Genomic DNA, 13581 nt, shown 5'->3' with positions numbered 1-13581 from the left:
TCGGTGTGTCAGTGTCTCCGGTCACAATGTCCGGCATGAGCACCGAATCCGCTTCCGCCGCTCTCGTCCGTCTCGATCCCCCGATGGCCGCCGACGAGGCCACCATGCTCGCCGCCTGGCTGGACTTCCACCGGGCCACGCTCGCCCTCAAGTGCGAGGGGCTGACGGCCGAGCAGCTGCGGCTGCGCTCCGCCGCTCCCTCCTCGCTCTCCCTGCTCGGTCTGGTGCGGCACCTGGCCGAGGTGGAGAACTACTGGTTCCAGAACATCCTCTCCGGAAGCGACGAGCCGTCCCTGTACTGTGAGGAGGACAGGGACGGCGACTTCAACCAGGTGGACACCGCCGACCCCGGCGAGGCGTTCGCCACCTGGCGGGCCCAGGTCGAGCTGGCCCGCGAGGTCACCGCGGGGGTGCCGCTGGAGACGCCCGGCAGGAAGCTCCGCCGGGGCCAGGAGGTGACGCTGCGCTGGATCCTGGTCCACATGATCGAGGAGTACGCCCGGCACAACGGACACGCCGATCTGATCCGGGAATTGATCGACGGAACAACCGGCGAGTGAAGCTGTTACACGATCGTTGACAGGCAGTCAACTAGCCACTGACACACACCGATAAGGTCTACGCGCGCAACCGTTCACCGAACCGTGACGTCGCAGCAGATACCGACCAGGCTGCTCGCAACGCACCGTCCGGTGGTCGCGAGCGGGCACCGAAGCGGTGATCAGTGCGATACTCGGACAGTTCCGGCGGATGGATGACGTGTCAAAAGGACACGAACACCGGGGGAACGGTACGAGACGAGGCAAGGAGGCGCGGCATGGGAGCACTTCGCGACGAGCACCACAACGGGTGGCTGATGCCTTCCGGCAACTACGCCGCGGCGGTGTACGACGATCCGTGGGCGACCCAGGCGGTGGCGCCGGTTGACACGGCCGCGCCGGCACCGGCGAAGATCGTCTCGCTGAAGCCCACGGGCTTCGAGTCCGCCCGCACGGTCGGTGAGCACATCCGCGAGGGCATCCCGGTCGTCATGGACGTGACCGAGATGGACGACGCCGAGGCCAAGCGCATGGTCGACTTCGCCTCCGGCCTGGTGTTCGGCACCCGGGGCGGGATCGAGCGGATCGCCCGCCGGGTCTTCCTGCTCACCCCGGCCGACGTCGAGGTGATGGTGATCGACCGGCCACTCGACGAGACCGGGTTCTTCAACCAGAGCTGAGCCCGCCGGGGCAGGAGCCGAGCCCTTCGGGTCGGCTCCGCCGGGAGTTCCGGACCGGGGACGACAACCGTCGTCCCCGGTCTTTTTTGCTGCTCACAGCCCCGCGACCGAGTCTCGAATGAGAGCCCGATGAAGTGAATGAGACAATCATGTCTCATCTGATCTACAGTTGGTACATGGCTACTGATCGCGACTCCGTTCTTGAGGCAGCCGTCGGCGTGCTCTCCCGGCGGCCGACCGCCCATCTCGACGAGATCGCGCGCGCCGCCGGCATCAGCCGCGCCACGCTGCACCGGATCTTCCCGGGCCGCGACGCCCTGATCCGCGAGGTCGGCGCCCTGGGTCTGCGCAGGTTCGCGGCGGCCCTCGACAGCGCGGCGGTCGAGTCCGGTGACGCACAGGCCGCGCTGCGCCGCCTGGTGGACGCCGTCGTCCCCGACGCCGCACTGTGCGCCTTCCTCGCGGGAGAGAACCAGCTGTACGACGACCCGGAGATCAACGAGCTCTGGGAGGTCCAGGACGCCCGGGTCCGCGCGCTGTTCCTGCGCGGCCAGCAGGAGGGCGTCTTCCGGATCGAGCTCTCGGCCGGCTGGCTCAGCGAGGCGTTCTTCGACCTCGTCGCCGGTGTCGGCTGGGCCGTCCAGGACGGCCGGCTCGCCCCTCGCGACGGTGCCTACTCGCTCACCGAGCTCTTCCTCGGCGGCGCGCTCAGGAGGCCTGACCGATCATGACCACTCCCACCGTTCAGACGGCCGGAACCCGGCGGCGCTGGGCCGGCCTGGCCGTCCTGGTCCTGTCGGTCACCCTGGTCGCCGTCGACGCCACCGTGCTGTCCCTCGCCCTGCCGTCGATCAGCGAGACCCTCAGCCCCAGCGGCACCCAGCTGCTCTGGATCGGCGACAGCTACTCCTTCGTCCTCGCCGGCCTGCTGGTCAGCATGGGCGCCCTCAGCGACCGGATCGGCCGCAAGAAGGTGCTGCTGCTCGGCTCCTCCGCCTTCGGCCTGGCCTCGCTGCTGGCCGCCTACTCACCCGGCGCCGGCTGGCTGATCCTGGCCCGCGCGCTGCTCGGCGTGGCCGGCGCGACGATCATGCCGTCCACCCTCTCGATGATCCGCAGCCTGTTCCCGGACCCCCGCGAACGAGCCACCGCGATCGGTGTCTGGGGAGCCGGCGCGACGGCCGGCGCCGCTCTGGGCCCGCTGGTCGGCGGCATCCTGCTGGAGCACTTCTGGTGGGGCTCGGTCTTCCTGCTCAACCTGCCCGTGCTGAGCCTGCTGCTGGTCCTCGGCGCCTGGCTGCTGCCCGAGTCCAGGGACCCGAAGCCCGGCAGCTGGGACCTGCCCAGCGTGCTGCTCTCAATGGCCGGTGTGATCGGCGTGGTGTACGCGATCAAGGAGCTGGCCGCCGACGGGCTCACCCACTGGTACGTCCCGGCCGCCCTGGTGGCCGGTGCCCTCGCCCTGGTCGCCTTCGTCCGGCGCCAGCTGAGCCTGGCGTCCCCGCTGCTGGACGTCCGGCTGTTCGGCAACCCGCGCTTCACGGCGGCCGTGGCCGGTTCGCTGACGGCGCTGATCGGACTCTCCGGCGTGATCTTCTTCATGTCGCAGTACCTCCAGCTGGTGCGCGGCTACTCGCCGCTCCGGGCCGGGATCGCCGAGCTGCCCGCCTTCGCGGGCGCGGTGGTCGGCGGGCTGCTGACCGCCTGGCTGGCCCGCCGCACCGGCGCCCGCGCCACCCTGGTCGGCGGACTGCTGGTGATGGGTGCGGGCATCGCCCTGCTCGGCTGGGCCCATCAGGACAGCGCGTACCTACTGCTCGGCAGCTCCTTCCTGGCGGTCGGCACCGCCGAGGGCGTCGTCTACACCCTGGCCGCCGACCTGGTGCTCGGTGCCGCCCCCGCCGAGAAGGCCGGTGCCGCCTCGGCCGTCTCCGAGACGGCGTACGAACTGGGTGCGGCGCTCGGCATCGCGCTGGTCGGCTCGGTGGTCACCGCGATCTACGCCGGCTCGCTGAACTTCCCGGCCGGCACCCCGGCTGCGGCGGCGGAGCGAGCCAGGGAGTCGATCGGCGGCGCCGTCGAGGCCGCCGCGACCCTCCCGGGTGAGCTGGGGAGGCCGCTGCTCGCCCAGGCCGAGCACGCCTTCGTGCACGGGATGAACGTCGCGGCCGTGCTCGCGGCCGGACTGCTCCTGTTGTCGGCCGCCGCCGCGTGGCACCTGCTGCGCGACCGGTCCGGCGCTGCGGCGTCACCCGGTGACGAGAGCGACGAACCGGCAGCGGCCCCGGCCGCATCCTCCGGGCTCGCGGCCTGAGCCACGGCGTCCGGGGGGGCGCGGCGCACCACGCGGGTGACCATATGCACCCCGGCCGCCCTCCCCGCGCCTCTGAAGCGCGACCTCTGAAGCGCGGTCTCGCGCACCGCCGGATCAGTGGCTGATGGGGAGTTCGAGTTCGGCCCAGACCACCTTGCCGTTCTTGGTGGGGCGGGTGCCCCAGCGGTGGCAGAGCTCGCTGACCAGGTGCATCCCCCGCCCGCCCTCGTCCTCCTCCGCCGAGGTGCGCACCCTCGGCGGCGTCCCTCCGGAGTCGGCCACCTCGACGGTCAGGGTGCGGTCACGGAACAGCCGCAACCTCCGTGGAGCGTCGGCGTGCAGCAGTGCGTTGGTGACCAGTTCGCTGACCATCAGCTCCGCGAAGTCGGTGAGCGCGGACAGTCCCCAGGCCTGCAGCGTCGCCCGGGTGAAGCGGCGGGCCCGCGCGGGCAGCGGCCCGTCGCCCTCCAGCGGCAGGGTGGCGATCCGGTCGGCGGGGACGGGCAGCGCACGAGCCATGATCATGGCGATGTCGTCGTCGGTGCCGTCGGTGACCAGCGCGGTGAGGACCGCGTCGCAGCTCTCCTCCAGCGTGCGGCCGTGTCCGGCGATGATCCGGGAGAGCAGGCCGATGCCGTCGTCGATGTCCCGGCCCCGGCGTTCCACCAGGCCGTCGGTGTAGAGGGCGACCAGCCCGCCCTCGGGCAGGGTGAACTCGGTGCTCTCGAAGGCCACGCCGCCCACCCCGAGCGGCACCCCGGGAGGCACCGCCACCGTCCGGGCCGCCCCGTCCGGCGACACCAGGACCGGTGGGAGGTGGCCGGCCGAGGCGGCCGTGCAGCTCCGCTCGACCGGGTCGTACACCATGCAGATGCAGGTCGCGAACTGCCCCTCGCCGATGCCCATCGCGGTCTCGTCCAACCGGGTCAGCACCTGTTCGGGCGGCATGTCCAGGGTGGCCAGGGTGCGTGCGACCGTCCGCAGCTGGCCCATGGTCGCGGCGGCCCGGATGCCATGGCCCATCACATCGCCGACCACCAGCGCCACCCGCCCGCAGGACAGCGGTACCACGTCGAACCAGTCCCCGCCGACCTCGCTGACCAGACTGCTCGGCAGGTAGCGGTAGGCGATCTCCAGACCGAGGGTGCGGTGGATCTCCTGCGGCAGCAGGCTGCGCTGCAGGGTGAGCGCGGTCTCCCGCTCCCGCCGGTAGAGCCGGGCGTTGTCGAGGGCGATCGCCGCCCGGGCGACCAGCTCCTCGGCGAGCGCGACGTCGGCGGCGGCGAACGGCTCGGGGTTACGGGTGCGGACGAACTCCGAGCCCCCCAGCACCATCCCCCGGGCCTTGATCGGCACCATCAGATAGGAGTGGATGCCCGCCTCCAGCCCCGGCGCGACCCTCTCGGGGACGGCGACCAGCGCGGCGAGCGTCTGCTCGTCGACGTACGTCCGCAGCAGCGGCCGCCCGCTGCGCAGGCACTCGGTGTACGGCCGTCCGGCGTCGTACTCGGAGGTCTCGCCCACCGCGTCCGAGGCGTTGACCAGGCCGGACTCATACGCCTCGCCGACCGCCACCGCGCGCAGCCTGATGCCCCGGTCCGGGGCCAGGTGGGCTGGTTCCTCGCCGCGCAGCACCGGTTCCAGCAGGTCGACGGTGGCGAAGTCGGCGAAGCGCGGGACCACCGCCTCGATCAGCTCCTCGGCGGTGCGCTGGAGGTCCAGGGTGGTGCCGATCCTGGCGGTGGCCTCGGCGAGCAGAGTGAGGCGTTCCTGCGCCCGGGCGGCACGGGCCTCGGCCTGGAAGCGCTCGGTGACGTCGATCAGCGAGGAACTGACGCCGAGCACCCTGCCGGTGGAGTCCTCCAGCCGGAAGTAGGACGCGGACCAGGCCCGGTCGCGGCGCGGGTCGCCGGGGGTGCGGCCGTGCGAACGGGCGTCCACCACGGGACGTCCGGTACGGATGACCTGCCGCATCACGGCCTCGATCTCGGTGCTGTTCAGGCCGGGCAGCACGCTGCTGATCCGGTGGCCGACGTGCTCCTCGACCGGCAGGCCGTTGATCCTGGCGAGGGCGCTGTTGAGCCGGACGAAGCGCAGCTCGGTGTCGTAGACGGCCATCCCGATCGGCGACTGGGTGAAGCAGCCGTCCAGCACGGCGAGGTCCGCCTCGACCCGGCGCAGCGCGGCCACGTCGGAGGCGGTGGCCAGCAGCATCCGGGTTCCGCCGGGTCCGGTGACCGGGTAGGTGTGGAACTCCAGCTCGACCCGGTGGCCGTCGTGGTGCCGGATCGGGACGAGTCCGGACCAGCCGCCCCCGGCCATCAGCCGGTCGAACAGGGCCAGCACCTCGGGCCGTTCCGCCTTGGGGACCAGCAGGTCGGCGGCGTACGAGCCGACGGCTTCGGCGACGGTGTATCCGGTGATCCGCTCGGCGTCCTCGCTCCAGTGCAGGATCCTGCCGTCGTCTCCCACCAGGGCGGTGGCGAGTGGTACCAGCCGGTGGCCCCTCAGCCGTGCCGGGTCGGCGCCGCCCGGAGCCGGCTTCGCGTCCTGGCCGGCGCCGTCAAGAGCGGTCCACTCGAATCCATGCATGATCAGGAGCCCACCTGCCAGGTACCTTCCCGGTCGGGGCCGGGGCAATCCGGCTCACACCAGACTGCACGGCGCCGGGCTGCCCGGCGACTCCTCCGCCGGTCCGGGCGAGGCCCGTACGGGTCAGTCGCGCTCGCCGGGGCCGGCCTGGTCGCCCGTCTGCACCGCGTCGCGCGGTTGCGGACCGCCGGCCTGTTCCGGCAGGGCACGGCCGTGGTCCGGCAGGACGGCGTCGAGGGTGCGGGCCCACTGGCGGATGACACCGCTCCGGCGGGGGCCGTCGTCGGTGAGCAGGTTGGCCAGGCCCAGGCCTCGGGCCAGGTCCAGGGTGGCCTGGACGGTCTCCCGGACTCCCGCAGTGGCCTCGTCGGCGCCGAGGAACTCGACCGCCGCGCGGTGGGACTCCCGTCCGACGTGGTTCTCCAGGGCGGTGATCCGCTCACGCAGCGGTTCCTCGGTGGCGGCCGCCACCCAGAGGTGGAGGGCGGCCCGGAAGAGCGGACCGGTGTAGAGGCGGACGATCATCTCCACCACCGCCTCCGTTCTGGCCGGGCCGGCCGGCGGCAGCTCGTCGGCGTGGGCCCGCACGGCGGACAGCCGCTCGGCGGTGACGTGTTCGACCGCGGCGGTGAACAGGTCCTCCCTGGTCGGGAAGTGGTGCTGCGCGGCCCCCCTGGTCACCCCGGCCCGCTCGGCCACCACCGCGACCGTGGACCCGTTCCACCCGAGCTCGGCCAGGCACTCCACCGCCGCCTCCAGCAACCTGCGGCGGGTGGCACGGCTGCGGCTCTGCTGCGGGGCGCGGGAGGTGGCGGAGTGGAGGCTCATGGCTGCCTTCGAGTGACGGTCCATCGGTCGCGGCTGATCCTTTCACCTCGGGCGGGCGATCAGCCAGGCACCCCGGGAGAGCGTCCGAGGGGCACGGTACGGTTCCCGCTGGTGCGGCCGGCGCTACCGGTTCCGTTGCTCGCGGTCCCGCAGTTCGCGGCGGAGGATCTTCCCCGACACCGACTTGGGCACCGCGTCCAGGAACTCCACGGCCCTGACCTTCTTGTAGGGCGCCACCTGCCCGGCCACGTACGCCATGACCTCCTCCCCGGTGAGCGCGCTGCCCGGTGCCCGTACCACGTACGCCTTGGGCCGCTCGGCGCCGTCCTCGCCGGTGACACCGATCACGGCGGCGTCGGCGATCTGCGGGTGCGCCAGCAGCAGCGCCTCCAGCTCGGCGGGGGCGACCTGGTACCCGTTGTACTTGATCAGCTCCTTCACCCGGTCCACCACGAAGAGGTATCCGCGCTCGTCCAGGTAGCCGATGTCGCCGGTGTGCAGCCAGCCGTCCTCGTCGATCATCGCGTCGGTCTCGGCCGGCCGGGCGAAGTACCCCCGCATCACCTGTGGTCCGCGGAAGAGCAGTTCGCCCGGTTCGCCGACGCCGAGGTCCTTGCCGGAGCCGTCCAGTGCGGTCACCCGGAGTTCGGTGGAGGAGACGAGCCTGCCGACCGTGCCGTCCGGCGGGTTCGGGTCGTCTGTCTCCGTCACGGAGGCGACCGGCGAGAGTTCGGTCATCCCGTACCCCTGGTGGATGCGCGGAAGGCCGAGCCGGCGGGCGCAGGTCTCGGCGAGTTCGGCGTCCAGCGGGGCGGCGGCGCTGAGGACGTAGCGGATCGAGGAGAGGTCGTACCGGTCCACCATCGGGTGCTTGGCCAGGGCGAGGATGATCGGCGGCGCGGCGAACACGCCCTCGATCCGCTGGTCCTGGATCGTGCGCAGGAACTGTTCGAGGTCGAAGCGCGGCAGCACCACGACGGTGGAGCCGCTGCGCAGCGGCTGGTTGAGCAGGGCGGTGAGTCCGTATATGTGGAAGAAGGGCAGAACGGCCACGATGCGTTCGCCCGGCACCGTCCGGTGCATCGCCGCGGCCTGTAGCAGGTTGCTGGAGACGCTGCGGTGGCTGAGCATCACGCCCTTGGGCAGACCGGTGGTGCCGCTGGAGTACGGCAGCACGGCGATGTCGGTCGCCGGATCGATCCGCGGCTGCGGTTCGGGGGCGGTGGAGGCGAGCAGGTCGGTCAGCGAGCGGTGGCCCTCGGCCTGGTCGCAGACGAAGATCTCCCGGATCGCCGTCCCCTCCGCCGCGAGGCTCTCGGCCGCCTCCGCGGCAGTCGGCAGGAAGGCCGAGACGGTGATGATCCAGCGGGCCCGGCTGTCGCGTAGCTGGCCGGTCAGCTCCTTGGCGGTGGCCAGTGAGCTGACGGTGGTGACGGTCGCTCCGGCCCGGGTGATGCCGTAGAGGGCGACGGGGTAGGCGATGGAGTTGGGACTGTACAGCGCGACCACGTCGCCCTTGCGGACGCCCGCCTCGGCCAGCCCGGCCGCCACCCGCCTGGTCCTGGCGTCGAGTTGGGCGTAGCTGACGGACTGCCCGGTGACACCGTCGATGAGTGCCGGGAGCTCGGCGTGCCGCTCGGCGGTGGCCAGCACCGCGTCGTGGATCGGCAGTTCGAGGGGGGCGATGTCGGGATAGTCGCTGCGGAACGCCATACGTGCCTCCGGTTCGACGACAGTGGTACGAGTACTCGGTACCCCAGGGTGACGGCAGTCGACCGCTGGGAACAGAGCGCCTGCCCGTCCGGTTCCGCCGCCCGGTCAGTAGGACCTGGGCAGGCCGAGGGTGTGCTGGGCGACGTAGTTGAGCACCATCTCCCGGCTGACCGGTGCCACCCGGGCGACCCTGGTGGCCGCGATCAGGGCGGCCAGGCCGTACTCCTGGGTGAGCCCGTTGCCACCGAGGGTCTGCACCGCCTGGTCCACCGCACGGCAGGCGGCCTCGCCCGCCGCGTACTTGGCCATGTTGGCGGCCTCGCCCGCCCCGATGTCGTCGCCGGCGTCGTAGAGGTCGGCGGCCTTCTGCATCATCAGCCGGGCGAGTTCGACCTCGATGGTGCACTGGGCGAGCGGGTGCGCGATGCCCTGGTGGGCGCCGATCGGGGTGTCCCAGACGGTACGTGTCCTGGCGTACTCCACCGCCCTGCCGAGCGCCTGGCGGGCGATGCCGAGGGTGAAGGCGGCGGTCATGATGCGCTCCGGGTTCAGGCCGGCGAAGAGCTGCATCAGCCCGGCGTTCTCGTCCCCGACCAGGGCATCGGCGGGCAGCCGGACGTCGTCCAGGAAGACCTGGAACTGCTTCTCGGCGGTGACGAGTTCCATCGGGATGGGCCGGTACTCGAAGCCCGGGGTGTCACGGGGGACGATGAACAGGGCGGGCTTCAGCCTGCCGGTGGCCGCGTCCTCGGTGCGGCCGACGAAGAGGACGGCGTCGGAGTGGTCGATGCCGGAGATGAAGACCTTCCGGCCGGAGAGCAGCCAGTCGGTCCCGTCGCGGCGGGCCACGGTGCCGATCCGGTGGGAGTTGGAGCCGGCGTCGGGTTCGGTGATGCCGAAGGCCATCCGGCGGCTTCCGTCGGCGAGTCCGGGGAGCCACTGCCGCCTCTGCCATTCGGTGCCGAAGCGGGCGATCACGGTGCCGCAGATCGCCGGTGAGACCACCAGCATCAGCAGCGGCGCTCCGGCGGCGCCCAGTTCCTCCAGGACGATGGCCAGTTCACTGATGCCGGCGCCGCCACCGCCGTACTCGGCGGGGATGTTGACGCCGAGGTAGCCCAGTTTGCCCGCCTCGTCCCAGAGTTCCCGGGTGGGCAGCCCGGCCCGGGCCTTGGCCTGGAAGTACGCGGCACCGTAGCGGCGGCCGAGGTCGAAGACGGCCCGGCGCAGCGCCTGGCGCTCGGGTGACTCGGTGAACACGGACATGGTGGTGGTCCTTTCCGTGAGACTGACAGGTGGTCGATCGGGCGTCTGCGCGAAGTCCTGGCCCCTGCCCGCTTTCACCCCTCGCCGTTCGGCGGATCGGGCTGGACGACGGCGAGCAGGGTGCCCAGTTCGACCTGTTGGCCGGTGGTGACGCGAAGTCCGGTGAGCAGTCCGTCACTCGGGGCGCAGACGCGGTGCTCCATCTTCATCGCCTCCAGCCAGAGCAGCGGCTGGCCCGCGGTGACCCGCTCGCCGACGGCGGCGGCGAGGCGGACCACGGTGCCCGGCATGGGCGCGAGCAGGGCGCCCGGGTCGGTGTGGACGGCGGGTTCGGGGTGCCGTGGCAGGGCGGTGAGGGTGACCGCGCCGAGCGGGGAGTCGACATGGACGGTGTCGCCGTGAACGGCGATCTCGAAGGTGCGGGCCAGGCCGTCGGTGCGGAGGGTGACACGGTCCGGGGCGGCGGCGAGGAGCCGGGTTTCGGGATGGTCCTCGGCGTGCAGTCCGGTGCGGGTGTGCCGGTAGCGGACCTCGTACTCGGTGCCGTCCGCGGCGCGGTAGCGCTTCACCTGGGGCTGCGAGGGCAGGTTGCGCCAGCCGGACGGGAAGGCGCCGGGGCGGGCCGCGGCATCCGCGAGGGCGGCGGCGAGCGCGGCCTGCGGGATGTGCTTCTGCGGTCCGGGGCCGAGGTCGGCGGCGTGTTCGGTGAGGAAGGCGGTGTGCACCCGGCCGTCCAGGAAGGCGGGGTGGCGCAGCGCGGCGACCAGCAGCTCCCGGTTGGTGGTGAGCCCGTGGATTCGGGCGCGGCCGAGCGCGTCGGCCAGCCGGCGGGCGGCCTCCGCCCGGGTCGGGGCCCAGGCGATCACCTTGGCGAGCATGGCGTCGTAGTGGACGCCGATGACCGCGGGGCCGGCCACTCCCGAGTCCAGGCGCAGTCCGCTCTCCCGCACTCCGGTGGCGAACTCGGTCTGTACGTCCGGGAGCCGGAGCAGGTGGAGGGTGCCGGTCTGCGGCTGCCAGTCGCGCTCCGGGTCCTCCGCGTAGAGGCGGCCCTCGATCGCGTGGCCGCGGACGGCGGGCTGCTCGGGCGGCAGTGGTTCGCCCTCGGCGATGCGCAGTTGGAGGGCCACCAGGTCGAGGCCGGTGACGCACTCGGTGACCGGGTGCTCGACCTGGAGGCGGGTGTTCATCTCCAGGAAGAAGATCCGGCCGTCGGGTGCCAGCAGGAACTCGGCGGTTCCGGCGCCGGTGTAGCCGATCGCGCGGGCGGCGGTGATCGCTGCGGCGTGGAGTTCGGCCCGCACCCGCTCGGGCAGGCCGGGCGCCGGTGCCTCCTCGATCACCTTCTGGTGGCGGCGCTGCAGTGAGCAGTCCCGTTCACCGAGGGCCCAGACCGTGCCGAAGCGGTCGCCCAGCAGTTGGACCTCGACATGGCGGCCGGTCGGCAGGTACGGCTCGCAGAAGACCTCGGCCACGCCGAAGGCCTTGGCCGCCTCCGCCCGGGCCGAGGCCAGCGCTTGGGGCAGGTCGGCGAGTTCGGTGACGATCCGCATGCCGCGTCCGCCGCCGCCGGCCGCCGCCTTGACCAGCAACGGCAGGTCCTTCTCGGTGGGTTCGGCGGCGACGGTCAGCACGGGGACCCCGGCCGCCGCCATCAGCCGTTTGGCCTCGGTCTTGGAGCCCATCGCGGCGATCGCCTCGGGTGAGGGTCCGACCCAGGTCAGTCCGGCGTCCTGGACGGCTCGCGCGAACTCGGCGTTCTCGGAGAGGAATCCGTACCCGGGGTGGACGGCGTCCGCCCCGGCGGCCAGCGCCGCCTCGATGAGCAGGTCGCCGCGGAGATAGGTGTCGGCGGGTGCGGCGCCCGGCAGCCGTACGGCGGTGTCGGCCTCGCGGACGTGCGGGGCCTCGGCGTCCGGGTCGGAGTGGACGGCGACGGTGGCGATGCCGAGTCCTCGGCAGGTGCTCAGGATCCGGCGGGCGATCTCGCCCCGGTTGGCCACCAGCAGGGTGGTGATCATATGTCAGCCCTCACATCCGGAAGACGCCATAGCCACGCGCGCCCTCGACGGGGCCGCTGTGGATCGCGGAGAGGCAGATGCCGAGCACGGTGCGGGTGTCGCGCGGGTCGATCACGCCGTCGTCGTAGAGCCGGCCGGAGAGGAAGACGGGCAGCGACTCGGCCTCGATCTGCTGCTCCACCATCGCGCGGATCGCGGCGTCGGCGTCCTCGTCGTACGGCTGTCCCTTGGCCGCCGCCGACTGCCGGGCGACGATCGAGAGCACCCCGGCGAGCTGCTGCGGGCCCATCACCGCCGACTTGGCGCTCGGCCAGGCGAACAGGAAGCGCGGATCGTAGGCCCGTCCGCACATCCCGTAGTGTCCGGCCCCGTAGGAGGCTCCCATCAGCACCGAGAGGTGCGGGACCCGGCTGTTGGAGACCGCGTTGATCATCATCGCGCCGTGCTTGATGATGCCGCCCTGCTCGTACGCCTGGCCGACCATGTAGCCGGTGGTGTTGTGCAGGAAGAGCAGCGGGATGTCGCGCTGGTTGGCCAGCTGGATGAACTGGGCGGCCTTCTGGGACTCGGCGCTGAAGAGCACGCCCTGGGCGTTGGCCAGGATTCCGACGGGGTGGCCGTGCAGGGTCGCCCAGCCGGTGGCCAGGCTCGGGCCGTAGAGCGGTTTGAACTCGTCGAAGTCGGAGCCGTCCACGATCCGGGCGATCACCTCGCGCGGGTCGAAGGGCACCTTGAGGTCGCCGGGGACGATGCCGAGCAGCTCCTCCTCGTCGAACACGGGTGGCGGGGCGTCGAGTCGGGGCTCCGGTCCGGCCTTGCGCCAGTGCAGCCGGCACACGATCCGGCGGGTGATCCGCAGCGCGTCGGGCTCGTCCAGCGCGAGGTGGTCGGCCAGTCCGGAGGTGCGGGCGTGCATCTCGGCGCCGCCGAGCGACTCGTCGTCGGCCTCCTCACCGGTGGCCATCTTCACCAGCGGCGGGCCGCCGAGGAAGACCTTGGCCCGTTCCCTGACCATCACGGTGTGGTCCGACATGCCGGGCACGTACGCGCCGCCGGCGGTGGAGTTGCCGAACACCACGGCCACGGTGGGGATTCGCGCGGCCGAGAGCCTGGTGAGGTCGCGGAAGAGCGCACCCCCCGGGATGAAGATCTCCTTCTGGCTGGGCAGGTCGGCGCCGCCGGACTCGACCAGGTTCACCAGCGGCAGCCGGTTGCGCAGGGCGATCTCGTCGGCGCGCAGGGCCTTCCGCAGGGTCCACGGGTTGCTGGCGCCGCCGCGCACGGTCGGGTCGTTGGCGATGATGACGCACTCGGTGCCCTCGATCACCCCGATACCGGTGACCAGCGCCGCGCCGACCGGGTGGTCACTGCCCCAGGCGGCGAGCGGGGAGAGCTCCAGGAAGGGCGAGTCCGGGTCGATCAGCAGCTCGATCCGCTCGCGGGGCAGCAGTTTGCCCCGACTGCGGTGCCGTTCCACGTACTTGGGGCCGCCTCCGGCCAGTGCCTTGGCGTGCTCGGTGTCGAGTTCGGCCAGTTTGGCGAGCATCGCCTCCCGGTTGGCCGTGTACTCGGGGCCGGCCGGGTCCAGCCGGGTGGACAGGACGGTCATCGGGACACCTTCCTTCCTG

The 13581-nt window shown here is 72.2% G+C and carries 10 protein-coding genes; 4 read left to right on the top strand and 6 right to left on the bottom strand.

The window, feature by feature from the left end:
• Positions 1 to 35: 35 nt before the first annotated feature.
• From ACSMTC_RS34665 to ACSMTC_RS34650, 4 genes are all read left to right on the top strand, one after another.
• Positions 36 to 560, top strand: a complete 525-nt coding sequence (locus ACSMTC_RS34665; RefSeq protein WP_436563698.1) for a DinB family protein — start codon at positions 36 to 38, stop codon at positions 558 to 560.
• Positions 561 to 817: 257 nt separating this feature from the next.
• Complete coding sequence (locus tag ACSMTC_RS34660) at positions 818 to 1219, top strand: cell division protein SepF (RefSeq protein WP_436563697.1); 402 nt, start codon at positions 818 to 820, stop codon at positions 1217 to 1219.
• Between the two features lie 176 nt (positions 1220 to 1395).
• A complete protein-coding gene (locus ACSMTC_RS34655; RefSeq protein ID WP_436563696.1) occupies positions 1396 to 1950 on the top strand; it encodes a TetR/AcrR family transcriptional regulator in 555 nt (184 codons plus the stop codon).
• Positions 1947 to 3533 (top strand): MFS transporter, encoded by a 1587-nt coding sequence (locus tag ACSMTC_RS34650; RefSeq protein ID WP_436563695.1) that lies wholly within the window; start codon positions 1947 to 1949, stop codon positions 3531 to 3533. Before ACSMTC_RS34655 ends, ACSMTC_RS34650 begins: the two co-directional genes overlap by 4 nt.
• Positions 3534 to 3647: 114 nt before the next feature.
• On the opposite strand, the gene ACSMTC_RS34645 is transcribed toward ACSMTC_RS34650, so the two are convergent.
• From ACSMTC_RS34645 to ACSMTC_RS34620, 6 genes are all read right to left on the bottom strand, one after another.
• Positions 3648 to 6125, bottom strand: coding sequence for a SpoIIE family protein phosphatase (locus ACSMTC_RS34645; RefSeq protein WP_436563694.1), 2478 nt, complete (start codon positions 6123 to 6125; stop codon positions 3648 to 3650).
• Between the two features lie 123 nt (positions 6126 to 6248).
• Complete coding sequence (locus ACSMTC_RS34640; protein ID WP_436563693.1) at positions 6249 to 6953, bottom strand: TetR/AcrR family transcriptional regulator; 705 nt, start codon at positions 6951 to 6953, stop codon at positions 6249 to 6251.
• Positions 6954 to 7076: 123 nt separating this feature from the next.
• Complete coding sequence (locus ACSMTC_RS34635; protein WP_436563692.1) at positions 7077 to 8666, bottom strand: 4-coumarate--CoA ligase family protein; 1590 nt, start codon at positions 8664 to 8666, stop codon at positions 7077 to 7079.
• Between the two features lie 105 nt (positions 8667 to 8771).
• Entirely contained in the window at positions 8772 to 9932 is a 1161-nt protein-coding gene (locus ACSMTC_RS34630; RefSeq protein ID WP_436563691.1) for an acyl-CoA dehydrogenase family protein, read from the bottom strand.
• A 74-nt stretch (positions 9933 to 10006) separates the two neighbouring features.
• A complete protein-coding gene (locus ACSMTC_RS34625) occupies positions 10007 to 11953 on the bottom strand; it encodes an acetyl/propionyl/methylcrotonyl-CoA carboxylase subunit alpha (RefSeq protein WP_436563690.1) in 1947 nt (648 codons plus the stop codon).
• Positions 11954 to 11963: 10 nt separating this feature from the next.
• Positions 11964 to 13562 carry an acyl-CoA carboxylase subunit beta gene (locus tag ACSMTC_RS34620; protein ID WP_436563689.1) on the bottom strand — a complete coding sequence of 533 codons (1599 nt, stop codon included), beginning with the start codon at positions 13560 to 13562 and terminating at the stop codon, positions 11964 to 11966.
• Between the last annotated feature and the right edge of the window lie 19 nt (positions 13563 to 13581).

The organism is Kitasatospora sp. HPM-01-4, from assembly GCF_051374625.1.
Taxonomy (GTDB): domain Bacteria; phylum Actinomycetota; class Actinomycetes; order Streptomycetales; family Streptomycetaceae; genus Kitasatospora.
Note: the sequence above shows the minus strand (reverse complement) of the source record. Positions and strands in the feature narration are given on the sequence as shown.